This is a genomic window from Streptococcus sp. SP8 (assembly GCF_030440045.1).
Lineage (GTDB): Bacteria > Bacillota > Bacilli > Lactobacillales > Streptococcaceae > Streptococcus > Streptococcus parasanguinis_I.
On record NZ_JAQFJL010000005.1, the window covers coordinates 48,890 to 73,930 of the forward strand.

General features: G+C 41.1%; 23 protein-coding genes. 16 read left to right on the forward strand and 7 right to left on the reverse strand.

All coding sequences use genetic code 11. The features are described from left to right. Positions 1 to 57 precede the first annotated feature (57 nt). From PCY11_RS05745 to rpsD, 4 genes are all read left to right on the forward strand, one after another. Entirely contained in the window at positions 58 to 816 is a 759-nt protein-coding gene (locus PCY11_RS05745; RefSeq protein ID WP_021154138.1) for an ABC transporter permease, read from the forward strand. 57 nt (positions 817 to 873) lie between these two features. Next, complete coding sequence (locus PCY11_RS05750) at positions 874 to 1,869, forward strand: ABC transporter substrate-binding protein (protein ID WP_049475071.1); 996 nt, start codon at positions 874 to 876, stop codon at positions 1,867 to 1,869. Next, positions 1,862 to 2,593 (forward strand): ABC transporter ATP-binding protein, encoded by a 732-nt coding sequence (locus PCY11_RS05755; protein ID WP_024056481.1) that lies wholly within the window; start codon positions 1,862 to 1,864, stop codon positions 2,591 to 2,593. The genes PCY11_RS05750 and PCY11_RS05755 overlap by 8 nt, the downstream gene beginning before the upstream one ends. 205 nt (positions 2,594 to 2,798) lie before the next feature. Beyond that, a complete protein-coding gene (gene rpsD / locus PCY11_RS05760; protein WP_003002210.1) occupies positions 2,799 to 3,410 on the forward strand; it encodes a 30S ribosomal protein S4 in 612 nt (203 codons plus the stop codon). A 151-nt stretch (positions 3,411 to 3,561) separates the two neighbouring features. Here rpsD and PCY11_RS05765 read toward each other — a convergent pair whose 3' ends face one another. Next, on the reverse strand, positions 3,562 to 4,095 hold the full coding sequence (locus PCY11_RS05765) for a TetR/AcrR family transcriptional regulator (RefSeq protein ID WP_003001962.1): 534 nt from the start codon (positions 4,093 to 4,095) through the stop codon (positions 3,562 to 3,564). A gap of 134 nt (positions 4,096 to 4,229) precedes the next feature. On the opposite strand from PCY11_RS05765, the gene PCY11_RS05770 reads away from it, so the two are divergent. Continuing rightward, entirely contained in the window at positions 4,230 to 7,025 is a 2,796-nt protein-coding gene (locus PCY11_RS05770) for a YhgE/Pip domain-containing protein (RefSeq protein ID WP_024055447.1), read from the forward strand. Positions 7,026 to 7,111: 86 nt separating this feature from the next. Here PCY11_RS05770 and PCY11_RS05775 read toward each other — a convergent pair whose 3' ends face one another. Together PCY11_RS05775 and PCY11_RS05780 are read right to left on the reverse strand one after the other, a co-directional pair. Continuing rightward, positions 7,112 to 7,795, reverse strand: a complete 684-nt coding sequence (locus tag PCY11_RS05775; RefSeq protein ID WP_083324087.1) for a DUF4947 domain-containing protein — start codon at positions 7,793 to 7,795, stop codon at positions 7,112 to 7,114. 89 nt (positions 7,796 to 7,884) lie between these two features. Further along, positions 7,885 to 9,132, reverse strand: a complete 1,248-nt coding sequence (locus PCY11_RS05780) for a carbohydrate-binding domain-containing protein (protein WP_070846093.1) — start codon at positions 9,130 to 9,132, stop codon at positions 7,885 to 7,887. Between the two features lie 212 nt (positions 9,133 to 9,344). Here PCY11_RS05780 and PCY11_RS05785 point away from each other — a divergent pair, with 212 nt between their 5' ends. From PCY11_RS05785 to PCY11_RS05835, 11 genes are all read left to right on the forward strand, one after another. Beyond that, positions 9,345 to 10,124, forward strand: a complete 780-nt coding sequence (locus tag PCY11_RS05785) for a polyphosphate polymerase domain-containing protein (protein WP_049475077.1) — start codon at positions 9,345 to 9,347, stop codon at positions 10,122 to 10,124. Next, on the forward strand, positions 10,117 to 10,800 hold the full coding sequence (locus PCY11_RS05790) for a DUF4956 domain-containing protein (protein ID WP_049475078.1): 684 nt from the start codon (positions 10,117 to 10,119) through the stop codon (positions 10,798 to 10,800). Before PCY11_RS05785 ends, PCY11_RS05790 begins: the two co-directional genes overlap by 8 nt. Before the next feature lie 92 nt (positions 10,801 to 10,892). Next, on the forward strand, positions 10,893 to 12,152 hold the full coding sequence (locus PCY11_RS05795) for a S41 family peptidase (RefSeq protein WP_070846098.1): 1,260 nt from the start codon (positions 10,893 to 10,895) through the stop codon (positions 12,150 to 12,152). A 169-nt stretch (positions 12,153 to 12,321) separates the two neighbouring features. Beyond that, positions 12,322 to 12,450: a teichoic acid D-Ala incorporation-associated protein DltX gene (locus PCY11_RS05800; RefSeq protein WP_003002102.1), complete on the forward strand. Its 129-nt coding sequence runs from the start codon at positions 12,322 to 12,324 to the stop codon at positions 12,448 to 12,450. A gap of 18 nt (positions 12,451 to 12,468) precedes the next feature. Continuing rightward, positions 12,469 to 14,019: a D-alanine--poly(phosphoribitol) ligase subunit DltA gene (gene dltA, locus PCY11_RS05805; protein ID WP_024055453.1), complete on the forward strand. Its 1,551-nt coding sequence runs from the start codon at positions 12,469 to 12,471 to the stop codon at positions 14,017 to 14,019. Next, positions 14,016 to 15,269: a D-alanyl-lipoteichoic acid biosynthesis protein DltB gene (gene dltB / locus PCY11_RS05810; RefSeq protein ID WP_024055454.1), complete on the forward strand. Its 1,254-nt coding sequence runs from the start codon at positions 14,016 to 14,018 to the stop codon at positions 15,267 to 15,269. The genes dltA and dltB overlap by 4 nt, the downstream gene beginning before the upstream one ends. A gap of 14 nt (positions 15,270 to 15,283) precedes the next feature. Then, entirely contained in the window at positions 15,284 to 15,523 is a 240-nt protein-coding gene (gene dltC / locus PCY11_RS05815; protein ID WP_024055455.1) for a D-alanine--poly(phosphoribitol) ligase subunit DltC, read from the forward strand. Continuing rightward, the gene (dltD, locus tag PCY11_RS05820) at positions 15,516 to 16,784 is read left to right on the forward strand and encodes a D-alanyl-lipoteichoic acid biosynthesis protein DltD (RefSeq protein WP_070846102.1); all 1,269 of its coding nucleotides are present in this window, start codon (positions 15,516 to 15,518) and stop codon (positions 16,782 to 16,784) included. Before dltC ends, dltD begins: the two co-directional genes overlap by 8 nt. Before the next feature lie 251 nt (positions 16,785 to 17,035). Continuing rightward, a complete protein-coding gene (locus PCY11_RS05825) occupies positions 17,036 to 17,263 on the forward strand; it encodes a hypothetical protein (RefSeq protein WP_024055457.1) in 228 nt (75 codons plus the stop codon). Positions 17,264 to 17,360: 97 nt separating this feature from the next. Then, a complete protein-coding gene (gene aspS, locus PCY11_RS05830) occupies positions 17,361 to 19,115 on the forward strand; it encodes an aspartate--tRNA ligase (RefSeq protein WP_024055458.1) in 1,755 nt (584 codons plus the stop codon). Between the two features lie 75 nt (positions 19,116 to 19,190). Then, complete coding sequence (locus PCY11_RS05835; RefSeq protein ID WP_003009152.1) at positions 19,191 to 20,132, forward strand: YitT family protein; 942 nt, start codon at positions 19,191 to 19,193, stop codon at positions 20,130 to 20,132. Positions 20,133 to 20,161: 29 nt separating this feature from the next. Here PCY11_RS05835 and pulA read toward each other — a convergent pair whose 3' ends face one another. From pulA to PCY11_RS05855, 4 genes are all read right to left on the reverse strand, one after another. Beyond that, the gene (pulA, locus tag PCY11_RS05840) at positions 20,162 to 22,237 is read right to left on the reverse strand and encodes a type I pullulanase (protein WP_024055459.1); all 2,076 of its coding nucleotides are present in this window, start codon (positions 22,235 to 22,237) and stop codon (positions 20,162 to 20,164) included. A gap of 8 nt (positions 22,238 to 22,245) precedes the next feature. Further along, on the reverse strand, positions 22,246 to 23,229 hold the full coding sequence (locus tag PCY11_RS05845) for a LacI family DNA-binding transcriptional regulator (protein WP_013904333.1): 984 nt from the start codon (positions 23,227 to 23,229) through the stop codon (positions 22,246 to 22,248). Positions 23,230 to 23,240: 11 nt separating this feature from the next. Continuing rightward, on the reverse strand, positions 23,241 to 24,053 hold the full coding sequence (locus PCY11_RS05850; RefSeq protein WP_021154118.1) for a DUF1189 family protein: 813 nt from the start codon (positions 24,051 to 24,053) through the stop codon (positions 23,241 to 23,243). A gap of 144 nt (positions 24,054 to 24,197) precedes the next feature. Next, positions 24,198 to 25,040 (reverse strand): sugar ABC transporter permease, encoded by an 843-nt coding sequence (locus PCY11_RS05855; protein WP_021154117.1) that lies wholly within the window; start codon positions 25,038 to 25,040, stop codon positions 24,198 to 24,200. Position 25,041 lies beyond the last annotated feature (1 nt).

Sequence of the window (25,041 nt, forward strand, 5' to 3'; positions counted from 1 at the left end):
TGTGCAATCCGTCTCCTATTTTGGAGGCGTTTTTTATTTGTGAGAAAGGGGGTTACGATGTCTCTTGTAAAAAGATATTCAAAACAGTTGATAGGATTTGCAGGTTTTAGCAGCCTTCTTGTCTTATGGCAGTTAGCAGGTTTTTTAAATATTCTCCCCAAATTTGTATTACCAACGCCACTTGAAATTGGAAATGCCTTTGTACGAGATCGAGCTCTCCTGATTCATCACAGTTTGTCTACCCTTCAAGTGGCCTTGATCGGACTTGTTATAGGGGTTCTTCTTGCTGCCGGCTTTGCGATTCTCATGGATAGTTTTCAATGGGTGAATGATCTGGTCTATCCTTTTATGGTTGTTATTCAAACCATTCCGACGATTGCCTTGGCCCCTATCCTGGTTCTTTGGTTTGGTTATGGTATGCTTCCAAAACTGGTTTTGATCATTATTACGGTGGTATTTCCCATCGTAGTCAGTCTGTTAGATGGTTTTCGGCATTGCGATCAAGATATTCTGAGATTGTTTCAGATTATGCAAGCCAATCGCTTTCAGACCTTAGCTCATTATAAAATTCCTGCAGCGCTTCCTTATTTTTTTGCAGGTTTACGTGTGAGCGTTTCCTATGCTTTTATCAGTACGGTAGTTTCAGAATGGTTAGGAGGTTTTGATGGATTGGGGGTCTATATGATCCAATCGAAGAAGTTATTTCAGTATGATACGATGTTTGCGATCATTGTATTGATTTCTGCTATTAGTTTACTCGGTATGTTTCTCGTTGATCAATTAGAACGAACCATTCTAAAATGGAAAAAGGATTGACAAACTTGTAAATGGTGTAAAAATTAAATTGACAAAAATGTAAAAGAGGTATAGCTAATGAAAAAGTCAATAGGTTTATTTTTCTCAATAATATTGGGATTTGTTTTCTTGAGTGCTTGTCAAAATTCTGTCAAGCAATCGTCAAGTGGTTTGAAAAAGATTGATTTTATTCTAGATTGGACCCCGAATACCAATCACACGGGTCTCTATGTAGCAAAGGAAAAAGGGTACTTTAAAGATGCAGGACTGGATGTAGATATAAAACTTCCTCCGGAAGACAGTAGTTCTGATTTGATTATCAATGGGAAAGCTCCATTTGGTATTTATTTCCAAGATTCTATGGCCAAGAAATTGGATAAAGGTGCGGGTATTACCGCTATTGCAGCTATTGTCGAACACAATACGTCAGGGATTATTTCAAGAAAAGATGCAGCGATCACAAGTCCAAAAGATTTGGTTGGTAAGAAGTATGGTACCTGGAATGATCCGATTGAGTTGGAAATGATCAAATCGATGATGAAAAAAGAAGGGGCTGATTTTAATCAAGTAAAATTGGTTCCAAATAGTGATTCAAATTCCATTACTCCGATTGAAAATAAGGTCTTTGATGCTGCTTGGATTTATCACGGTTGGGATGGAATTTTGGCTGAGCAAAAGGGAATGAAAACCAATTTCTTCTATATGAAAGATTTTGTTCCTGCATTTGACTACTATTCGCCTGTTATTATTGCTAACAATGACTATTTGAAATCTCATAAAGAGGAAGCAAAAAAATTCATTCAAGCGGTGAAAAAAGGCTACCAATATGCTATAGAGCATCCAGAAGAAGCAGCAGATATCTTGATTAAACAGGCCCCTGCTTTGGCTAACCAGCGTGATTTTGTACTAGCTTCTCAAAAATATCTTTCCAGTCAATATGCTTCAGACAAGGATAAATGGGGACAGTTTGACTCCAAACGTTGGAATGCTTTTTATGCTTGGGCAAAAGAGCAAGGATTGGTTTCAAATGACTTAGAAGACAAAGGTTTCACAAATGAATTGGTAGGTGACTGATATTTTAACCGTAAAAGATGTAAGTTTCTCTTTTGGAGATAAAGCAGTTTTAAACAATGTATCACTAGAAGTGCAAAAAGGAGAAATCGTCTCTATTCTAGGTCCAAGTGGGGTAGGGAAATCAACCTTGTTTAATTTAATTGCTGGGATCCTTCCCTTACAAAAGGGCGCTATAGAAGTAGATGATGCCCCGATCTCCTTTGGAAAAGTCAGCTATATGCTACAAAAGGATCTTTTGTTAGAACATAAGACAGTATTGGGAAATATTATTCTTCCCCTTCAATTAAAAAAGATTCCTAAGGAAGAGGCAACATCTACAGCTCTAAAATTGTTAGATGAATTTAAATTGGGAAGTATCGCCAACCTTTATCCTAATGCGCTGAGTGGGGGGATGCGGCAACGGGTGGCGCTATTAAGGACTTATCTATTGGGTCATTCTGTCTTCCTATTAGATGAAGCTTTTAGTGCCTTAGATGAATTGACAAGGCAGGATCTTTATCACTGGTATCTAGAAAGCAAGGAACGTCTTGGTCTCACCACTCTAGTGATCACTCATAGTATCGAAGAAGCTTTGACATTGAGTGACCGGATCTATATCTTGAATCATAATCCCGGTGAAATTATTGCAGATCTTCCTTTAAAATGGGATCCAGCAACGGATAGAGACTGGCAACAATTGCAATATAAAAAACGAATCATAGAATTATTGTCTGAATTTCATTGAAATTGTTTTGAAGGACTTTACAAAGTTTCTATTCCGTGATAGAATAGAGTTTGTGCGAAATGACAGCAGGACAAAATGAAGCTCGTCAACAGGAAGTCAGCTAGAAAAGTAACCTTTGCTGTTTGGGCGAAGGCTTTCTGAACGAATCAGGTTTGTCTAAAACGTTATTTCCTACAAAAATTATTTTTATAGGAGGACATTTCAAATGTCACGTTATACAGGACCATCTTGGAAACAATCTCGCCGTCTTGGCTTGTCACTTACAGGTACAGGTAAAGAATTGGCACGTCGTAACTACGTACCAGGTCAACACGGACCAAACAACCGTTCAAAATTGTCAGAATACGGTTTGCAATTAGCTGAAAAACAAAAACTTCGTTTCTCTTACGGACTTGGTGAAAAACAATTCCGTAACTTGTTCGTACAAGCTACTAAAGTTAAAGAAGGAACTGTCGGTTTCAACTTCATGCTTCTTTTGGAACGTCGTTTGGATAACGTTGTTTACCGTCTTGGACTTGCGACTACTCGTCGTCAAGCTCGTCAATTCGTTAACCACGGTCACATCCTTGTTGACGGAAAACGCGTTGATATCCCTTCATACCGCGTAACTCCAGGTCAAGTGATCTCAGTTCGCGAAAAATCAGCTAAGGTTCCAGCTATCCTTGAAGCTGTTGAAGCTACAGTTGGACGTCCAGCATTCGTATCATTCGATGCTGACAAACTTGAAGGTTCATTGACTCGCCTTCCAGAACGCGATGAAATCAACCCAGAAATCAACGAAGCACTTGTCGTTGAATTCTACAACAAAATGCTTTAATTTTAAGATATACTTTGCAGAAAGCCTACTACAGTGGGCTTTTTGTTTTGTCTTAAAGGGTTGATTTCTGGCTTTGCTCCCCTTTTTGTTTTCTTAAAACCTAAACCTGCTAATAAAAAAACTCCTGATCTAGATCGATCAGGAGAGACTGTTACCGTAACATTTTCATTAAAAATTCAGCCATTTGTTGAGGACTTTCTTTTTTTCCGCGCGAAACCCACATCTGACAGACTCCGAAGAAGGCATTGGTCAGATAGACAGAACTGTAGACTCTTTCAATATCTGTTAATGATTTATGACTATAGCGCTCTTGCAAACTATCAACCAGAAGAATCTGTAATTTATGTCGTAAGAAGGTTTGGATCTCTTTGGTTCCATTCTCTGTCAGAAGAACTGCAAAGAGTGGCTCCTTGGTTAGGAATTCGAACACTTCTGTAATCGCTTGGCGCTTGTCGTCTTGGTGTTTGTCAAAGATATATTCAAGCTTGTGAAAGAGTGCTTGTTGGTAGCGCTCGATCATATCGTACTTGTCTCGATAGTGGGTATAAAAGCTAGAGCGACTAATGCCGGATTCTTGTGCTAACTCAACCGTTGTGATTTGGTCGAATGATTCCTTTTCTAGTAGTCGAACCATCGCCTCCTCGATATTTCGTTTTGTTTTTAATCGTTTATTGCTCTCAGTCATCTGTTAATCCTTTTTGCACAAAATTATACACAGTGTCTAAAAATAAAGATTTCCTACTTGTGAAAATTTCTAGAAACTGTATAATCTATTATATCAGAAATTTAGACAATGTGTATAAAAAGGAGACAAAAAATATGATGAAAGAATGGAAGGCTATTCTTAAAAAGCCAACATTTATCATTGTCATGATTGGGGTTGCTTTGATTCCAGCTCTTTATAATATTATTTTTCTATCTTCCATGTGGGATCCATATGGCCAAGTTTCGGATCTTCCTGTAGCGGTTGTCAATAAGGATCAATCTGCTACATATAATGGACAAAAGATGGAAATCGGAAAAGACATGGTGTCCAATTTGAAGGACAATGACTCACTTGATTTTCATTTTGTAGATGAGAAAGCTGCGAAAGATGGTCTTAAAAATGGCGATTATTATATGATTGTAACCCTGCCTGAGGATCTTTCAAAGAAAGCTAGCTCTATCTTAACCAATCATCCAGAACAGATGACCATTGATTACCAAACGTCCAGTGGTCATAGTTTTATCGCAGGAAAAATGAGCGACACTGCGATGACAAAGATGAAGCAGTCAGTGGCCGAAAAAGTGACCAATACGTATACAACAGCTTTATTTTCCAAAATGGGATCGCTTAAATCTGGTATGGGGACAGCGGCAGATGGAAGTGCTAAATTAGCAGATGGTGCAAGTAAATTGGAAGATGGTGGTCAAACACTGTCTACTAATTTGAATACATTGGCTCGTTCAAGCTTAGCATTTTCAGATGGTGCGACTACTCTTCGTACGGGTCTAGCAGCCTATACAGATGGTGTTGGTCAATTAGGAAATGGTCTCAATCAAATGGCTGGTCAACTTCCAAACTTGGTATCTGGCGTCAATCAATTAAATAATGGGTTTGGTACTTTTAATACAGGCTTGATGGCTTACGCTACCGGAGTGGATCGATTAGGAAATGGTCTCAATCAAATGGCGAGTCAAACCCCTCAGTTAGCTTCAGGAGTTGGTCAATTAACCAGTGGTATGGGGACCCTCAATGATGGTCTTGGGAATTATACCAATGGCGTGCGTCAATTGAATTCAGGCCTATCTAACTTTTCAAATGGTTTAGCAACCTATACAAATGGAGTCGCTACTTTATCAGAAGGAGCGGGTCAATTAAGTAGTCAATCTGCTACCCTTCGAAATGGGGTTTCACAATTAGAATCAGGTATTCAAACATTATCAAGCCAGCTACAAGCTTCTACAAGTCAATCTGCTCAGATTGATCAATTGGCAGCTGGTTTAAACCAATTAAATGCAGCGATTCAAAATGCTTCAGTAGATACCAGTCAACTTTCGTCTGGATTGACGAGTATTGCGAATTCAGCTCAATCAATCCTTGCTTCAGCCCAAGCGGATCGTGCAAATGCCCTTGCAAGTGTACAAGGGACAGCAGCCTATCAAGCAATGACAGCTGACCAACAAGCGGAAATCAATGCGGCGATCTCATCGAGCCCAAGCTCGAGTGAAACGGCGGCTCAAGGGATCTTGACTACGATTCAAACGATCCAAGGTAGTTTGAATACAGGAAATAGCTTGACACAACTGCAAACGGCAGCCAATCAAGTTTTACCGACAGCTTCTTCTACCTTGACAGACTTGTCAAGTGGTTTGTCTAAGATCCAATCCGCAGTTAGTGGACAATTGTTACCAGCTAGTCAAACCATCAGTCAGGGGATCGACGCTTATACAGCAGGTGTCGATAAAATCGCTAATGGAGCAACCCAACTTCAGACCAATAGTAGCACTTTAACGGATGGTGCTAGTCAGTTAGCAGCAGGTGTTGGCCAACTAGATAGTAAATCATCAGAATTACTTGCAGGAAGCAATCAATTAGCTTCTGGTCTAGGTGAGTTAAATGGGAAGATGCCTGCCTTGACATCAGGCATGAATCAACTGGCTTCAGGAGCGACTCAATTAACAGGTAAGTCGGGTGAATTGGTTGCCGGTGCTGGAAAATTAGCTGACGGTGTAGGACAATTGAACAGCAAAACTCCAGAGTTGGCAGGTGGTGTCAACAAACTTGTCACTGGTGTCAATCAGTTGACAGAAAAATCAGGTCAATTGGTGACTGGTGCTGATAAACTAGCCGACGGTGCAAATCAAATCTCAGATGGGTCCAGCAAATTAGCAGCAGGTGGCCAAACATTGACAAATGGTTTAGGTGAATTAGCAACAGGAAGCCAAACCTTGAGTCAAGGATTAAACGATGCTAAGGGACAATTGAATGTGGCTACAACTGAAAAAGAAAACGCTAAAACCTTAGCAGATCCTGTCACTTTGTCTAAAACAGACCGTGACAATGTCCCGGTGAATGGTGTCGGAATGGCTCCTTATATGATCTCTGTAGCACTCTTTGTTTGTGCCTTGTCAACCAATATGATCTTTGCAAAATTGCCATCCGGTCGTCATCCTGAAAGTCGCTGGGCATGGTTTAAATCTCGCTTTGAGGTCAACGGAACGATTGCGGTGATTGCAGGAGTCTTGGTCTATGGTGCCGTTCACTTGATTGGTTTATCAGCTAATCATGAGATGGCTACTCTCTTCCTTTGTGTGATTGGTAGTGTGGCCTTCATGTCTATCGTGACTGCTTTGACAACATGGCAAAGAAAGATCGGTGCTTTCCTTTCCTTGATCCTCTTGCTCTTGCAATTGGCTTCTAGTGCAGGAACCTATCCTCTTGCTTTGACAAATGGCTTTTTCCAAGCCATTCATCCATTCTTGCCAATGAGCTATACCGTTTCTGGTCTTCGTCAAACGATTTCGATGACAGGAGAAATTGGAAATCAAGTGGCCTTCCTTCTGATGACTATTGCTCTTTTTGCAGGGCTAGGAATGTGGTTCTATAATCCAAAACAATATGAAGAGGACTAATCTTCGGGAACTCCCAACAGAATGTGTTGGGAGTTTTTTGTTTCATGTGAAACAAAAATTCTCGCTTGTCTAAGCGAGAATGTAAATTATTTAAAGAAGACGACATCAGGATTTGGAGTAATATAGAGAAGTTGGTCGTTTTCAAAGACCAGTTGGATAGTGTTGTTTTTATAGGTGTAAATGGTGTAGTTTACTCCGAATTTAGAAGCTTGTTTGAGATCAACAGCTCCCATCAAAAAGGCGTGAGCTTGTTCCCCTGTGATTTTTCCCTCGTGGTAGAGCCCTTTAATATTTTCTAATTCGGTATTTTCAAAAGATTCGGCAATATAAGCAGGGTCTGTTATTTGTTTCTCTGGATTTCCAAGAATTGTTTGGACAAGAGCGGTGGTATATCCTTCATAATCCGGCGTCTGTGCAAAAATTTTATCGTCATTTCTAGAGTAGGCTACTTTTAGGTTTCCTGTCGCATAAATCTTATCTTTTGGAGCTTCTTGAGCATTTTTAGGGAGTCCTTCGGTCGTGACGATGTCAGAAGAGGTTTCCGTAGTAGTTGAGGGAGAGCTAGAGGAGTTGCTTGAGCTATTTGAACTGGTTGAGCGACTCGGGAGGCTAGAACGACTCGAGCTACTTTTTTTAAAGGTTTTCTTTTTTGAGCTGGTAGCAGTGGGTACTTTTTTAAAGTTGATCTTAAGGTCCGGCACACAGGCTGATAGAAAAAGAAGAGACAGCAAGAGTGTGAAGAAAAGAGGGAGTGTCTGTTTTTTCATCATGTTCCTTTCGATAAGCTGATTGAATTTCTATTCTATCATAAAAAAGGCAACAAAAAAAGGTCAGGAAGAAATCCTGCCTTTGTTTGTTATTATTGATGCCCGCCTCCAGGTCCACCGCCTTGAGGTCCGCCACCTCCGGGAGCACCACCGCCTCCAGGCATGGAGTTGACAATTTCCGTTTGTTTTTCACCGTTGATATAGATGTCTCCGCCAGTGTAGGTAGCTGTTCCATCAAAGTCGAATCCAGATTGACCCGTTAATTTAATGGTTCCTCCGGTAACAGTGATATTTCCATTCGAATCAATTGGATCGGTATCGCCTTGGCCAACTTCAACGTTGAGGGTTCCACCATTCATAGTGAAGAAAATTTCATCTTGGTTGGCATTAGCATTGGCTGCATTGACACCATCATCGGTTGCATAGATGGTGATATCACCACCGTTGATGGTGATCGATTTTCCTTCGAGACCTTCGACAGACTCTGTCACCTCATAGGTTCCGCTATCGATGATCAGATCTCCAGAAGCATGGATGCCATCGTCTCCTGCAGTGATGGTCATTTTGTTATCTGAAAGGTACATGGTTCCGACCGAAGTATCTTCATCATTATCCACCTTGACGGCATCTTCATCTGCATCGATGGTCATGGTCGTACCAGTGATATTGAGTTCGTCATTGACGTTGAAGGCATCTCCTACAGCCGTTATCTTATAGGTTCCACCTGTGATATGGAGAGTGTCATTGGCTTTGATACCGTTGTTCTTCTTAGCGTCAATGTTGAGCGTACCTGAACCATTGATGGTGAGGTCGCCTTTAGAGAAGATCACCGCATCGGCATCTTCATCATTGTTTGAACTTGAATCAGACAAGGTATTGGTCGTGCCATCTGCTAGAGTCAGGTAGACATGACCTGCTTTCGTAGCAGAAATTGGCGCGTTGGTGTTGGTCATGGTAACGCCTTTCAAGACGATGTGAACATCATCTGAGTCACCTGCTTCGACCTTGATTTGAACTCCATCGGATTCACCAGAGATGACATAGGTTCCGGCCTTTGAGATGGTCACAGTTGATCCAGATACAGCAACGCCGTCACCTGATACACTTGCAGAAGATCCAGACAGTTTTACAGTAGAGGCTTTGCTTTCATCATAAGAGCTGTCCTTGTCCTTATCTGTAAAATAGTTGGAATTGTTTGTTTTATTTTTTGAAGTAGAAGTAGTGGTTGTTTGTGCAGTATTGCTTTTTGTAGCTGATTGTGATGACGCCTGGGTGCAAGCTGTCAGTAAGGTGAGGGTTGCGGCCCCCGTTAATAAAAATTTCCATTTGTTTGATTTCATGAGCTTTTCCTCTTGTTCAATTGATATGCTCCTAGTCTAAAGTTGCTAGCTGAAAGTTTCCTAAAGTTTTTCTGAAAGGAACCTTAACTTTAGTTTTCTTTAAGTTTGGCTTAATGACCAGTTAAGAAAGTCCCATTAAACTAGAAAGCACGTAAGTCGTATTCATACTTACTGAAGTTTAGAAACAATAGCCCCCTTAAAGGAGAAGAAACATGAAAAAAACAATTGAGACAAGTTTCAAACGAATCGAAACAAAATATATCGTCGCAAAAGATGACGTGAAGGACTTGATCAAAGACTTAAAAGAATACGTCGTAGAAGATGATTACCCAACCTCAACCATTTCAAACATTTATTTTGATACAGAAAATTTTGATGTCATTCAAGATGCTCTTGCCAAACAACACCGCCGTGAAAAAATTCGGATGCGGACTTATATAGAAAAACCTCAAGCAGACAGTCCAGTGTTTCTAGAGGTGAAGTCAAAAGATGAAGAAGGAATTGGCCATAAATTCCGCCTAGTCGCCACTTCACAAGCCATTATCAACTTGATGACAGATGGGAAAGTAGATCATCAGATACAAGATCCAGACTTAGTGCAAGAGATTCAGAGATTGCGCAAACGTTATGGTCATCGATTGGAACCACGGATGTTCATTTATTACGATCGCTTGTCTCTCAAAGAAAAGAAATCCATTCAGGGTTATCCTTATCAGAAGATTCGCGTGACAATCGATCAAAACCTAGTTTTTCGAGATCAGGCTGTTAGCCTTTTTGATGGGAAGAAAGGAGAACCTCTACTAGAGGATGACTTCGTGATCATGGAAATTAAGGCTCCTGGCCAAGAACCTAAATGGCTAAAGGATATTTTAGAGAAGTATGGTTTGGTGAAGCAGAAATTTTCAAAATATAGCTGTGCTTATCATAAATCACAAGGCTTGGATTATGCCCCAAGACCAGTTCAAGAAACGGTAGGTGCTGCCTATGTCTAATCTATTTGATTCTATTTTTAATAATGCCACAGCAACGGTGGATCCCTTGCGCTTACTGTTGGCCCTTTTGGTCAGCCTCTTTCTAGGGATGGCCCTATCTTGGACCTATAAATACCGAACACTTTACACTCGAGAGTTTGTCATTAGTTTGACCTTGCTTCCTTGTATGATGACCTTAGTGATCTTTTTGGTCAATGGAAGTTTGGGAACCTCGATTGCAGTGGCAGGGACCTTTAGTTTGATCCGTTTTCGTTCGGCTACGAGTGGTTCTAGAGAGTTGATTGCCATTTTCTTAGCTATGATTATAGGACTGGCAGCTGGATCTGGCTATCTTTTATTGGCCATTTTAACAACCCTCTCTTTACTAGGGGTGTGGCTGGTATTGGAGAACAAACAGAATAAGGCAGACCATCAACGGCGCCGCCATTTGACTATTACCGTCTCAAAACAAGATTCTGTTGCAGAACAAATCAGCCAGTTGTTGGACCAAAGTTGTTCAGAAATTGACTTTATTTCTGTCACAACGGCCCAAGCTGGAGAACAACTGACCTTGAACTACGAGGTAAATATGAAATCGAACATCGATGATTTTGCCCTTGCCAATCTATTGATTAACAAGATTGAAAATTGTGATGTCGCTCTGACAAAGAAAGCAAAGAAAAGAAAGAATCTATAACGGCTATCCTACTTTAGGATAGTTTTTTAGGGTTTTAAGAACTTTTTAAGAAAAAGTGGTATACTGTTTCTAAAAAATTGAAGGAATCCTTTATGAAAAAGACTGCTATTTTTGAAGATGTCGTCTCCATTATGACCCATGATTCATCTACCAGCAAGGATCGAAAAGGATGCGATCCAGAGCCTTTTCGAGAAAACATTACAGATGATATGACAGATGATGCCTTTCTCTATCAAGTTAAGGCTTACCTAGCTAGTTTTGGGGTGATCGGGCATGTTTCTTTTCGAGATAAAAAGGCCAGTCAAAAAGGGTTCCTTTTGAGAATAAATGGACAGAAACTGTATGTTGAGGAAGCTAATGAAGATACGGGTCTTCAAGTAGGAGATCAGATCCTAGCTCTGGATGGGAGTGAATTGGATCAGATAGCTTCTCTTCATAAAGCCTATTTTATCAGCAAGACCCCTGAAAGACACTACCGAGAATGGGCAGATTTGGTCTCTCAGTCAACGAGTGTCACCCTGCTTCGAGAAGGGAAAGAAAAGACCATTAAAGTAGTACCCAGTCGAGAACCGATCCAGGATCAGATTTTTTGGAAACGATTAGATGATGAGATTCTTTATCTTCGTCTGGATAACTTTATGGATGAAGGAGCCATTAGTCGGGTATATCAAGAGTGTTTACCGATGATGACGGAAGTCAAGTTTCTTCTCATTGATGTTCGACGTAACAGTGGAGGGACGGATTCTCTATATCTTCCTCTGTTACATCTAGGCTTAGAGAAGGATCAGGGCTATGATTCGCTTGACTGGGATGATGATGGCATGGAAATTCTCTATACGGAACGTAATGTTGATCTGCGCTTGAAAGACTTTGAGGACTGGATGCAACAGGAAGAAATTAGTCCCGAAACAGTTAAGCTACTTGAAGATATGAAAGAGAATTTGATCCACCATCGGGGGAAAGGCTATGTACCGTATAAGCAAGAAAGTGAGGAATTCTTCCCAGAGGTTAAAGGTGGCCACTATCCTGAACGGATCTTTGTCTTATCAGATATCTATTGCGGTTCTTCTGGCGATAACTTTGTTCAGATGATGAAGCAGTTTAAGAAGGTAACGGTGGTAGGTAGACCGACTCTCGGAATTTTAGACTATTCCAATTGTTGTACCGTTGATTATGGCGATTATCAATTGATGTTTCCTACTTCTCGTTGTCTATGCGTAGATCAAGGTAAAGGAATGACGGATCAAGGTGTTCTACCCGATATAGAGATTCCTTGGACACCTAGCCATTTCGAGAGAGATGTGGATCTGGACAAGTGTCTGGAGTTGATTCATCAGGGGACTGTGAAATAGAATAGGATTTCAACCAGAAAACTGATTAAAGAAAAATGCTTTCGTTAAACGACTTGAATGATCTGAAATGATAACGTTTTCTACGACATTCTCACTATGTTTAAAATTGCTTACTTGGTATAAAAAATGGTAAAATAGTGAGTAACAATCAAAATGAAGAGTGAAACTTATGAAACATAAAACACTTTATAAATTTATCGGGCAGACGGTCTTGTATTTCGCCATTTTCCTAGCCCTACTTTATTTCTTTAGTTACCTTGGTCAAGGTCAGGGTGGCTTTATCTACAACGAATTTTAGAAAAGGAGACTCCTAGCCGTGTCAAACCAACCAATTACTGATATGATCGAGACAATTGAACGTTATGCGCAACTACAACCAGACTATCCGGTTTACAATGTCCTTGGTGAGGAGCATACCTATGGCCAATTGAAGGCTGATTCAGATAGCTTGGCTGCTCATATTGACCAAATGGGACTTCCCGAAAAGTCACCTGTAGTGGTCTTTGGTGGACAAGAATATGAAATGTTAGCAACCTTTGTAGCCTTGACAAAATCTGGCCATGCCTATATCCCAATTGATAGCCACTCTGCCTTGGAGCGCGTGTCTGCCATTGTTGAAGTAGCAGAGCCAAGCTTGATTATCGCCATCAATGAGTTCCCAATTGAAAACCCAGCTGCTCCAATCATGTCCTTGGAGCAAGTGCGTGAAGCTTATGCGGCTCAGCATGCCTATGACTTGCAACATCCGGTCAAAGGGGATGATAACTACTACATCATCTTTACCTCAGGGACAACCGGGAAACCAAAAGGGGTGCAAATTTCGCACGATAACTTGCTCAGCTTTACCAACTGGATGATTACGGACAAGGAATTTGCAACGCCAGAGCGTCCGCAAATGTTGGCGCAACCGCCCTATTCTTTTGACTTGTCTGTCATGTACTGGGCACCGACCTTAGCTCTTGGAGGAACGCTTTTTGCTCTTCCATCAGCTATCACTCAAGACTTCAAACAACTCTTTGCGACGATCTTTTCTCTTCCGATTGCTATCTGGACTTCAACACCATCTTTTGCAGATATGGCTATGCTGTCTGAAGATTTCAATGCTGAAAAGATGCCAGGTATCACTCATTTCTACTTTGATGGGGAAGAGTTGACCGTTAAAACGGCTCAGAAATTGCGCGAGCGTTTCCCAAATGCACGCATCATCAATGCCTACGGCCCAACGGAAGCAACTGTAGCTCTTTCGGCTGTAGCCGTAACAGATGAGATGTTAGCTACTTTGAAACGTCTGCCAATTGGTTATACCAAAGAAGATTCTCCAACCTTCATCATTGATGAGGCAGGCAACAAATTGCCAAATGGTGAGCAAGGGGAAATCATCGTGTCTGGACCAGCCGTTTCAAAAGGTTATATGAATAATCCAGAGAAAACAGCAGAAGCCTTCTTCGAATTTGAAGGTCTTCCAGCCTATCATACGGGAGATGTCGGAACCATGACGGATGAAGGCCTTCTTCTCTATGGTGGTCGGATGGACTTCCAAATCAAATTTAACGGTTATCGGATCGAGCTAGAGGATGTCTCTCAAAACTTGAACAAATCGAAGTATATTGATTCAGCAGTCGCAGTACCGCGTTATAATAAGGATCACAAGGTCCAAAATCTCTTGGCCTATGTCATCTTAAAAGAGGGCGTCAAAGAACAATTTGAGCGCGAAATTGATATCACAAAAGCCATCAAGGAAGATTTAGAAAACATCATGATGTCTTATATGATGCCTTCAAAATTCCTCTATCGTGATAGCCTGCCATTAACACCAAACGGGAAAATCGACATCAAAGGGTTGATTAGCGAGGTTAATAACCGATGATCGAGTTTTTGAAACAGCTCCCTCATTTAGAACACTATGGAACACCGATCTATTTTGTCTACCTCATTCTAGCTTTTTTGCCGATCTTTGTGGGCCTCTTTTTCAAAAAGAGATTTCCGGTCTATGAAGGACTGGTGAGTCTGATCTTTATCATTTTGATGCTGACAGGTTCGAATCTCAAGCAAATTTATGCCCTGCTCTTTTACGTAGTCTGGCAAATCTTGATTGTGTATTCCTACAAAATCTATCGTCAGAAAGCGGACAACAAGTGGATTTTCTATCTTCATTCCTTCTTGTCTGTCTTGCCCCTGATCTTTGTTAAGGTGGAGCCAGCGATCAAGAATGGACACCAATCCTTGTTTGGATTTTTAGGGATTTCTTATTTGACCTTCCGAGCTGTCGGAATGATCATCGAAATGCGAGATGGTGTCTTGAAAGAATTCACGCTCTGGGAATTCTTACGTTTTATGCTCTTTATGCCAACCTTCTCAAGTGGGCCGATTGATCGTTTCAAGCGTTTTAATGAGGATTATAAAGCCATTCCTGAGCGCGAAGAATTATTGGATATGTTGGAGCAAGCTGTTAAGTACATCATGTATGGCTTCCTTTATAAATTTATTCTAGCTCATATTTTTGGCCACTTATTGTTAGGTCATGTGCAGACCTATGCCTTGTCTCAAGGTGGATTCTTCAACATCGGAACGCTGGGAGTCATGTATGTTTATGGTTTTGACCTTTTCTTTGACTTTGCAGGGTATTCCATGTTTGCTTTAGCGGCTTCCAATTTGATGGGGATTAAAAGTCCCATCAACTTTGACCGTCCTTTTAAATCACGTGATTTAAAGGAATTCTGGAATCGCTGGCATATGAGTTTATCTTTCTGGTTCCGTGATTTTGTCTTTATGCGTCTCGTAATGGTACTGATGCGCAATAAAGTCTTCAAGAGCCGGATTACTACCTCAAATGTTGCCTACATTATCAATATGTTGGTCATGGGCTTCTGGCACGGGGTGACCTGGTACTATATTGCTTATGGGCTCTTCCATGGGCTTGGAATGGTTATCAATGATGCCTGGATTCGTAAGAAAAAGACCATCAATAAAGAAAGAAAAGCAAAAGGATTGGATCCGATACCGGACAATCGTTGGACCAAAGCTTTAGGGATCTTTATCACCTTTAACACAGTGATGCTGTCCTTCCTGATCTTCTCAGGATTCTTGGATCAGCAATGGTTCCCAAAAGTGAAATAAAAGGAGAATAAAAAATGGATGTAAAATCACAAGTAATTGAAATTATTGACGAATTGTTTATGGAAGATGTCTCAGACATGATGGATGAGGATCTCTTTGATGCGGGTGTTCTTGATAGTATGGGAACAGTCGAATTGATTGTGGAATTGGAAAGTCGCTTTGGCATCCGTGTTCCTGTATCTGAATTTGGACGCGATGATTGGAATACTGCTAACAAGATCGTAGAAGGTGTAACGGAGCTTCAGAATGCTTAAGCGTTTATGGCTGATTTTAGGGCCCGTATTTTGCGCGCTCCTCATGGTAGCAGCTTTATTATTCTTTTATCCAATCAATCATAAGCACAACTATACCGAAGAGAAAAAAGCTGCGGTTAGTCTGAATGCAGAAGGCTTCAAGAGTCGTACAAAGAAGCAAGAAGCACTTTCTGATCCACAGCATCGATTTGTTCCTTATTTCGGCTCAAGTGAATGGTTGCGTTTTGATGTGGTGCATCCAGCAGTTTTGGCTGAAAAATATGACCGTAATTACAGACCCTACTTTTTAGGAGAACGAGGTGCGGCTTCTTTGAACCAGTATTTTGGAATGCAACAGATTTTGCCAGAACTTAAGGACAATACAGCTGTTTATGTGGTTTCTCCGCAATGGTTTACCAAGAAGGGCTATGATTCCTCTGCCTTTCAACAATTCTTTAATAGCGATCAGTTGAATAGCTTTATTGCCAATCACCAACAGGATGCTGCATCCCAGTATGCCGCGAAACGCCTGTTGCAACAGTATCCAAATGTCGCCTTTCAAAGTGTTGTGACGAACATTTCTCAAGGAAAGAAAATTTCAAGATTTGATCAGTCTTTGAACCAGCTTGTTTCCCATCTTGTTCAGCGCGAAGATGCCTTATTTAGCAATCTCGCTACTCGTACAAACGGGAATTACGATAAGAAGGTCAAAAAACGTCTACAAGATTTGCCAGATCAATTCTCATATGAGAAATTGGAGGAAATTGCAACGGCTGAAGCAAAAGTCAAAACCAATAACAACGACCTTGGAATCAGCAATCATTTTTACAATACTCGTTTAAAAATGAAGTTGAAGAAACTAAAAGGTTTCCAAAAGAACGAATCCTATGTTCAATCTCCAGAGTACAATGACTTGCAGTTGGTTCTAGACCAGTTTGCTAAATCTCGGACCAATGTCATCTTTGTGATTCCTCCAGTCAATGCCAAATGGATGAAATACACAGGCTTGAGCCAAGAAAAGTATGAACAGGCTGTTCAAAAGATTCGTTACCAATTGGAAAGTCAAGGATTCACCAATATTGCAGACTTTTCTAAAGATGGTGATCAGCCCTACTTTATGGAAGATACGATTCATATGGGATGGAATGGTTGGCTAGCCTTTGATAAAGCGGTCAATCCCTTTGTCACAAAGGATGAAAAAGCACCAACTTACCATCTAAATGATCGCTTCTTCAGTAGAGATTGGGCCCAATATAAAGGAACACCAGACGAATTTAAATAATGCTTGATCAAAGGGGGCAGGATCGAATCCTGGCTCCTTGATTTGTGAGGAAAGGGACGGAAAGTCACAAGTAAGCAAGATAGTTATCCACAGGCTGTGGGAAACTTGCTTGTAAATGGATGAAAACAAGTCCTGATGCTGATGAATCTTCCTCTTTTAAGGGGAAAATAGGTAAAAGTTATCCACATTTTTGTGGATAAGTGATGAAAAACAGTGGATAAGTCAGCTAGCATGTGAAAAGGAGAAATAGTGTGAAAAAAATTTGGTTTTACGCAATCGTTCAGGGGATTGTCATCTTTTTTATTGTGGGTGGCATGACTTATGTACTTAGGGGAGATTTCTTTTTCCGCTACCTATCCCCTATTTTTGGATTAGCAGCAGCTGTTTTGCGATTTGGGACAGCGACTTTAATGAAGGTGATAGCCCCCAATCTCTACGATGATCCCAAAAAGAAGGAAGAAGTTGGCCACGATAACTAAAGAAGTTGGTAACTGAAAAAGTTGAGCTAAAGGCCACTTTCTGCTGGTCTTTATGGTAAAATAGAAGGAAGAATATTAGTTTGGAGATTAATTAGAAATGAAACGTTCAATGTATGCTGGACGTGTTCGTGAAGAACACATTGGAACTCATATTACTTTGAAAGGATGGGTTAGCCGTCGTCGTGATTTGGGTGGTTTGATCTTTATTGATTTACGCGACCGCGAAGGAATCATGCAATTGGTGATCAATCCAGAAACAGTTAGTGCAGAAGTGATGGCCACAGCTGAAAGCATCCGCAGTGAATATGTTGTAGAAGTGACAGGTCTTGTGGAAGCTCGTGAACAAGCGAATCCAAACTTGCCTACAGGAGCAGTAGAACTCAAGGTAGAAACTATTACGGTTCTCAATACCGCAAAAACAACACCATTTGAAATCAAGGACGGTATTGAAGCCAATGATGATACTCGTCTTCGTTACCGCTACTTAGACCTTCGTCGTCCTGAGATGTTGGAAAACCTCAAACTTCGTGCAAAAGTAACCCATTCAATCCGCAATTACTTGGATGAATTAGAATTTATTGATGTGGAAACACCGTTTCTTTCTAAGTCAACTCCAGAAGGAGCGCGTGACTATTTGGTTCCTTCCCGTGTCAATAAGGGGCATTTCTATGCCCTTCCACAAAGTCCTCAGATTACAAAACAATTGTTGATGAATGCTGGATTTGACCGCTATTATCAAATCGTGAAGTGTTTCCGTGATGAGGATTTACGGGGAGACCGTCAACCTGAGTTTACACAAGTCGACTTGGAAACTTCTTTCTTGAGTGATCAAGAAATCCAGGATATCACAGAAGGCTTGATTGCACGTGTCATGAAAGAAACCAAGGGAATTGAAGTAACACTCCCATTCCCACGGATGAATTATGATGACGCTATGGCCTTGTATGGTTCAGATAAACCAGATACACGTTTTGAAATGTTGCTCCAAGACTTGACAGAGCTTGTCAAGGGTGTAGACTTCAAAGTCTTCTCAGAAGCTCCAGCAGTTAAGGCGATTGTTGTCAAAGGTGCAGCGGATCATTACTCTCGTAAAGACATCGATAAATTGACAGAAGTTGCGAAGCAATACGGTGCAAAAGGTCTTGCTTGGGTGAAATATGCTGAGGGTACTTTGAACGGTCCTGTTGCGAAGTTCTTGACAGACTTGACAAGTGACTTGACAGCTGCTTTACAGTTAGAAGACAAAGATCTAGTTCTCTTTGTAGCAGATACTCTTGAAGTAGCCAATGCAACGCTTGGTGCTTTGCGTGTTCGTCTTGCGAAAGAGCTTGACTTGATTGACAACAATCAATACAACTTCCTTTGGGTAGTGGATTGGCCAATGTTTGAATGGTCTGAAGAAGAAGGCCGTTATATGTCTGCTCACCATCCATTTACACTTCCACAAGCTGAAACAGAGCATGAATTGGAAGGAGATCTTTCAAAAGTTCGAGCAATTGCCTATGATATCGTCTTAAATGGCTATGAATTAGGTGGAGGAAGCCTACGGATTAATCATAAAGATTTACAAGAACGGATGTTTAAGGCACTTGGATTTACAAAAGAAGCTGCCAATGAACAATTTGGTTTCTTGTTGGAAGCAATGGATTATGGTTTCCCACCACATGGAGGATTGGCGATTGGTTTGGACCGCTTCGTGATGCTTCTTGCAGGTGAAGATAATATTCGGGAAGTCATTGCCTTTCCGAAGAATAACAAGGCGACAGATCCAATGACACAAGCTCCTTCTGTCGTTTCTGAAAAGCAATTGGATGAGTTAAATCTTCAAGTAGAACTAGCAGAGCAAGAATAGGACAAGAGAGAAAAGGGAAAGTCTAGGAATCAGTTGCTCTAAGATCTTCCTTTTCTTCTAATCGATGGATTGAAAATGAAAAAAATTCGCTTTCATAAGCTATTTCGCTATCATGTGCGGCGACTAGCTTATAACATTAAATTATTGCGCGTGCTGAAGAGCATCTCCCGTGAGAAATACGATGAAAAAGTGTCAGCTTCCTTGCTGTATGGTTTTCTATCAGCGATTGCCGTCAACTTCTTCTTTCAACCAGGACATGTATACTCCAGCGGTGCAACAGGGCTAGCTCAGATTTTATCTGTTCTGAGCCAACGCTTTATTGGCTTTACGATTCCCGTTTCCTTGACCTTTTATGCCATCAATATCCCTTTGATGATTGTGGCTTGGTATCAAATTGGCCATAAATTTACCATCTTTACCTTTATTACGGTTTCGATGAGTTCCCTCTTTATTCAGTTCGTGCCAGTGATTACGTTGACCAACGATCCGATCATGAATGCCCTATTTGGTGGGGTTGTCATGGGAACAGGGATTGGTTTTGCTCTTCGGAACAACATTTCCAGTGGAGGAACGGATATTGTCAGTTTGACGATTCGAAAACGGACAGGAAAGAATGTCGGCAGTATCTCCTTTTTGGTCAATGGGACCATTATGTTGATCGCTGGTCTGACCTTTGGTTGGAAGTATGCTCTTTACTCTATGATTACCATCTTCGTATCGAGTCGAGTAACGGATGCTGTCTTTACCAAGCAAAAACGGATGCAGGCAATGATCGTAACGAGCCAGCCAGATGCCATTATTGAAAAGATCCATAAAAAATTGCATCGTGGAGCAACCATTATCCACAATGCAGAAGGAACCTATAACCATCAGGAAAAAGCGGTTCTGCTGACAGTTATTACGCGTGCAGAGTTTAATGAATTCAAATATATTATGAAAAAAGCTGATCCTCAGGCTTTTATCACCATTTCAGAAAACGTTCATATCATTGGACGCTTTGTGGAAACAGAAGAATAAAAATAAAGGTCACCACATTGTGGTGACCTTTATTTTGTTGATTCAGTTTCGTGGAGAAGGAGCCAACTATGGGCAGGAATAGAAAGTTCCTTTCCTTTAGGAATAGGCGCTTGGAGGTTGGCATGAGGATAGGCAAATAACAGCTGGCTATCGCTCGGATGTTGATAGGTCTTTTCTTGATCACCGATATTGACGAGAATCGTTATTTTTTCACGATCTTTCTCAATCGTGTAGATCAAATGATGATCAGACAACCATTTGACATCACAGTAGTCGCGAATCTCTTGCCCTTTTTTCAAACGAAGGAGTGGCTGTGATTTCCGATAAGCAATCAATTCTTCAAGAAAAGCAATTTCTTCTTGGCATTTTGAAAGGGATGTCCAGTCCAATTGGTTGAGATGATCTGGCATGTTATAGGTGTTGTCTTCGAGCTCTTTTGTGCGGTAAAATTCTTGACCAGCATGGATAAAAGGTACACCTTGGGATAATAATACCAAATGAAGAGCGAGGCGTGAGAGAGCTTTTCGCTCCTCTAGACGAATCTCTTCTTTTTCAAGTTGGAAATAATCAAAAACAGTTGCATTGTCATGGCATTCGACGTACTGAATGGCTTGTTGAGGTTGGATGAAATGAGCAGGTCCTACTTTCCCGACATTTGCTGTTAGGATATTAGAAAAATCATTGGCTGGATGTTGACTATCACGACGGTGATCGGCTAAGAGTGTTCTCTTGACCGTATCCCGGAAATTATCACTGAAAAAGCCAAAATCTGGTAATCGTTTTGAGTTGTACTGGTGAGCGAGCTGGTCTTCAGAGAGGCCTGTATCCATCTTCCACCCTTCGCCATAGAGATAGACTTTAGGATAGATTTCACGGAGCTCCTCTGCAATCTCTGTCATGGTTTGAATGTCTAAGATTCCCATCAAGTCAAAGCGAAAACCATCAAAGCCGTAGAGGGAAACCCATTGCTTGAGGGATTGCTTGATATAGTGTCTTACCATGGAACGTTCACTTGCGACATCATTCCCACAGAAGGTTCCATTGGTCCGCTCTCCTTCTGCATTATAGCGGTAGAAATAACCGGGTACGATTTGTTCAAATGCATACTCATCGGCCTGGTAGACGTGATTGTAGACCACATCCATGATAACACTAAGATTAGATTGGTGATAGGTTGCAATAGCATCTTGGAGTTCCCAAATCCGTGCATAAGGATCGTTGGGGTCACTGGCATAACTACCTTCTGGAACATTGTATTGGACAGGATCATAACCCCAGTTATAGGCTTTCCATTGATTCTCTTCATCAACACTACCGAAATCATAGACAGGAAGTAACTGTACATGGGTAATGCCAAGTTTTTGAAGGTAATCAAATCCAAGGATCTGACCATTGAGTTGAGGCGATTCTGTCAACCCTTTAAACTTACCAGGGTGTTTAAAGCCGGCCTCTTTTTGGACAGAGAAGTCCCGAACGCTCATCTCGTAGATGATAGCTTCTGTCGGGTCTAATTGACGAGCAGCACGTGTGATAGGACGTGTAATCTTCTTCCGGTCGATGACCAAGCTGTCTCCAGAGTTGGCCAAAGAGGATAGAGCATAGGGATCGTGAATCCGACGTTCTAGGCCATTGACACGAAATTCATAGTGGTAGGCAGCTCCTTCCCAATCCCCTTTGAGCAAGAGTTTCCAGACACCGTTTTCTGTACGTGTCATCGGATAGATCTGATCTTCGATATGGAGACTCACATCTTGCGAAATCGGTGCCCAGAATTTAAATTGCGTCTGATTTGGTGTGTAAAAACTTCCTAAATCTTCTCCACTATAGGTGAAGGTTTGATCGAAAATGGGTTTGCGAACGATGTTTCGATAGTGGAGTATAGAAGAATTTCCAGTAGCATCGTAGATGGTGTACTCTTCTCCGAGTTCAAGTGGAATAGGGCTTAAGAAATAGTCTCCTGTGTCAGTCGCTGCACTTGACGTTTTGACAGGGATTAAGGCAAGATGACCTTGGTTCGTTTTCAAATAAAAAGGAAGGATATGCTCCTCTCCCTTTTGGATACGAATGAGGTCTTGGTCATCTAAATAAGCAGTAAATGTAGACATAAAGACTCCTAGAGTTTCGTAATGGTATGGTCAATCAATTGACGGTAGCAAACGGTTTTTCCTTCTTTGTGATCCTTGATAATTTGTAGAATTGTCCGAACAGACTCACGTCCGAGTTCCACTGCATTGATGTCAATATAGGCTTCAATATCGAGTCGTGGCTTAATCGAATCAAAGGAAATAATCGGGATTGTCAGCTGGTGTTCTAATAGGTATTGGCGCACCCCTTCAGCAACGAGAATATCGGTTGTCATGATGGCATCTAACTCTGCTAGGGGAAGGCTCTCCATCATTTGATAAGAATTGTCTTCCAACATAAAACCAAATGAGAAATGAACCAGTTTTTCATCGAGAGGAATCCCTGCTTTTTGGAGGGCTTCTTTATAACCTTCGTAGCGGTCTTGAGATACGAACAGTTCTTTGTTTCCCCCGATAAAAGCAATTTTTCGGTAGTTTTGTTGAATGAAATAATCCGTCGCATCAAATGCAGCCTTGATATTATCATTATCCACTAGCGATACAAAAGGTGAAGCTGCCTTTCCGAGAATGAGGAAGGGGAACTTGTCTTTGATCGCAAATTCAACGAGGGGATCATTCGGGTTGGAATAAAGGAAAATCAAACCATCTACACGATTTCCGTAGATGAGTTGTTTGAGGTTGTCGAGCCGCCGTTCTTCATTTTGCCCCGTACAGATTTGGATGGCATAATCATTGTCTGACGCGATCTGGGTAATCCCTCTTAAAACAGTTGGGAAGAAAGGATTCTGGTAGAAGACGTCACTGTCGATTGGTAGGACCAAAGCAATGACTTGACTAGATTGGCTGACAAGGCTGCGAGCATTAAGATTGGGATGGTAGTCCAATTCGACCATGGCCTCACGGACACGTTTTTTTGTTTCATCACTAATCGTGGATTTGTTTTGGATGACGCGCGTGACAGTTGAAGGCGCGACGCCAGCGAGTTTCGCCACATCTTTGATGGTAACACGCATGAGAAAACCTCCTAGCGGTGATAGTCTGGATCACGGAAGTGGGTCTTATAAAATACCATAGCAAGATAGAGTACAAATAAGACATTTTGGATCATGATCGTCGTAGTAAATACTTGATGGAATAGTAAACTGATGAAGACACTCAGTAAAATAGGGAGTCCCAAGCAATTCAGAATACAATTGAAACATTCCTTGAAAGTTTGTAGTGAAAAGAGTCGAGATTTTCGTGTCAAGTAGAGGAAGAAAGATGCCCCTACGATGAGAATCAAATAATTGACTGTCGATAAGAAGCCAGAGAAAATCACGAGAAAGAGACTGACAGGGAGTCGATTGTCGCGAAACCAATCGCTAGAGATAGCTTGAGTGAAGCTTTTTTTATCCCGAAGGCTCTCTTGATTAATAGCCTGGTATGAGACTGTAGCGAGTTCTTTATTCTCTTTTGAGATAATCAATTGTTTGCGATCAAAATGGAGTGTTAACTCCTTGCCTTCACTAGCCTTTGCCTCTTGGCCTAAGATAACCTGTCCTTTTGAAGTCTTGTGTACAGGGTTAGTCCCTGTATAGGTGAGCTCTTGGTCTTTGATCACGACGTGTTCTTGGATATCTTTCATAACGTCTGTTGATAAAGGATCAAACACATCGCTGACAAAGGTTGTCAAAGGATAGGTTTTGAGTTGAGCATTTTGCAGAGCCACAGGTAATAGTGTGATAGAGATTAGAAAGAAAGAAGTAAAAATCATTTGGAACCAGCTCAGTTTTTTGCGGTTTGCAAAAGAAGAGCGGAAATTGAAGATACTTGCGAAATAATTAAAAGGATAGGGCATAAGATGACCTTTCTAAATATAAGAGTATCAGAAATGCAAAGAGAAATCTCTTTGCATTGATTTTATTCTTAACGAAGGGTAGTAAAGCATCCACCATACTACCCTCAACTTAAAAATAAAATGTGCTTGAAATAAGATTCTATTTTATCCTTTATCTCCACCAGCTGTCAAGCCTGAAACAAAGTTCTTTTGTAGGAAGAAGAATAAGATACAGATTGGAACCGCGATCAAAATAGCACCGGCTGCAAAGAAGGCGATTTTTTGATTTTTTTGGTCACTGATAAAGGTTTGAAGACCAACGGCTACCGTATAGTTCACTTCGTCACGAAGCAAGAATTTAGACAAGATATAGTCTCCGAAAGGCCCCATGAAAGCCCAAAGTGCTTGAACGGCAATCATTGGACGAACAAGAGGAAGGACGATTTGCCAGAAGCGACGGAAGTGTCCAGCTCCATCCAATTTCGCAGATTCATCGAGGGAAATTGGAACAGTATCAAAGTATCCCTTCATCAACCAGGCATTCATTGGAATACCACCACCAACATAAAGGAAGATCAAGAACCAAGGTTGGTTCAAGGCATTCAGCATCAAAGCCATAACGAAGAAGGCTGTGAGGGCTGCCATGGTTGGGACCATTTGAATAATCAAGAAGAAGACCAAACTTTGTTTACGCGCCAAGAAATTGTAACGGCTGTATGCGTAACCTGCGAAGGTAACGATACTTGTTTGTACAATCATGGTGATAATGGCGATAACCAAGGTGTTCATATACCAAGTGCCATAATGGGTTTCAGAGAAAAGTTTTGAGAAGTTATCAAAACTAAGATTGCCACTAAAATCAAGTGTAAAGGCACTGACATTCCCTGATTTGAAGGCTGATAGAACCGTAATCAACAATGGATAAATGATAACGATTGAAAGAACCACCATGTACAGGTAAGTCAAGAAATGATTGAGGCGGCGTTTAAATTGAACTGAATTTTTCATT

Coding starts and splice junctions, on each gene's coding strand:
- dltC (WP_024055455.1), top strand. CDS start 15,284: ATGGATGTAAAATCACAAGTAATTGAAATTATTGACGAATTGTTTATG.
- PCY11_RS05745 (WP_021154138.1), top strand. CDS start 58: ATGTCTCTTGTAAAAAGATATTCAAAACAGTTGATAGGATTTGCAGGT.
- aspS (WP_024055458.1), top strand. CDS start 17,361: ATGAAACGTTCAATGTATGCTGGACGTGTTCGTGAAGAACACATTGGA.
- PCY11_RS05785 (WP_049475077.1), top strand. CDS start 9,345: ATGAAAAAAACAATTGAGACAAGTTTCAAACGAATCGAAACAAAATAT.
- PCY11_RS05795 (WP_070846098.1), top strand. CDS start 10,893: ATGAAAAAGACTGCTATTTTTGAAGATGTCGTCTCCATTATGACCCAT.
- PCY11_RS05750 (WP_049475071.1), top strand. CDS start 874: ATGAAAAAGTCAATAGGTTTATTTTTCTCAATAATATTGGGATTTGTT.
- PCY11_RS05770 (WP_024055447.1), top strand. CDS start 4,230: ATGATGAAAGAATGGAAGGCTATTCTTAAAAAGCCAACATTTATCATT.
- PCY11_RS05835 (WP_003009152.1), top strand. CDS start 19,191: ATGAAAAAAATTCGCTTTCATAAGCTATTTCGCTATCATGTGCGGCGA.
- PCY11_RS05765 (WP_003001962.1), bottom strand. CDS start 4,095: ATGACTGAGAGCAATAAACGATTAAAAACAAAACGAAATATCGAGGAG.
- pulA (WP_024055459.1), bottom strand. CDS start 22,237: ATGTCTACATTTACTGCTTATTTAGATGACCAAGACCTCATTCGTATC.
- PCY11_RS05845 (WP_013904333.1), bottom strand. CDS start 23,229: ATGCGTGTTACCATCAAAGATGTGGCGAAACTCGCTGGCGTCGCGCCT.
- PCY11_RS05800 (WP_003002102.1), top strand. CDS start 12,322: ATGAAACATAAAACACTTTATAAATTTATCGGGCAGACGGTCTTGTAT.
- PCY11_RS05780 (WP_070846093.1), bottom strand. CDS start 9,132: ATGAAATCAAACAAATGGAAATTTTTATTAACGGGGGCCGCAACCCTC.
- PCY11_RS05790 (WP_049475078.1), top strand. CDS start 10,117: ATGTCTAATCTATTTGATTCTATTTTTAATAATGCCACAGCAACGGTG.
- PCY11_RS05850 (WP_021154118.1), bottom strand. CDS start 24,053: ATGCCCTATCCTTTTAATTATTTCGCAAGTATCTTCAATTTCCGCTCT.
- PCY11_RS05855 (WP_021154117.1), bottom strand. CDS start 25,040: ATGAAAAATTCAGTTCAATTTAAACGCCGCCTCAATCATTTCTTGACT.
- dltD (WP_070846102.1), top strand. CDS start 15,516: ATGCTTAAGCGTTTATGGCTGATTTTAGGGCCCGTATTTTGCGCGCTC.
- rpsD (WP_003002210.1), top strand. CDS start 2,799: ATGTCACGTTATACAGGACCATCTTGGAAACAATCTCGCCGTCTTGGC.
- PCY11_RS05775 (WP_083324087.1), bottom strand. CDS start 7,795: ATGATGAAAAAACAGACACTCCCTCTTTTCTTCACACTCTTGCTGTCT.
- dltB (WP_024055454.1), top strand. CDS start 14,016: ATGATCGAGTTTTTGAAACAGCTCCCTCATTTAGAACACTATGGAACA.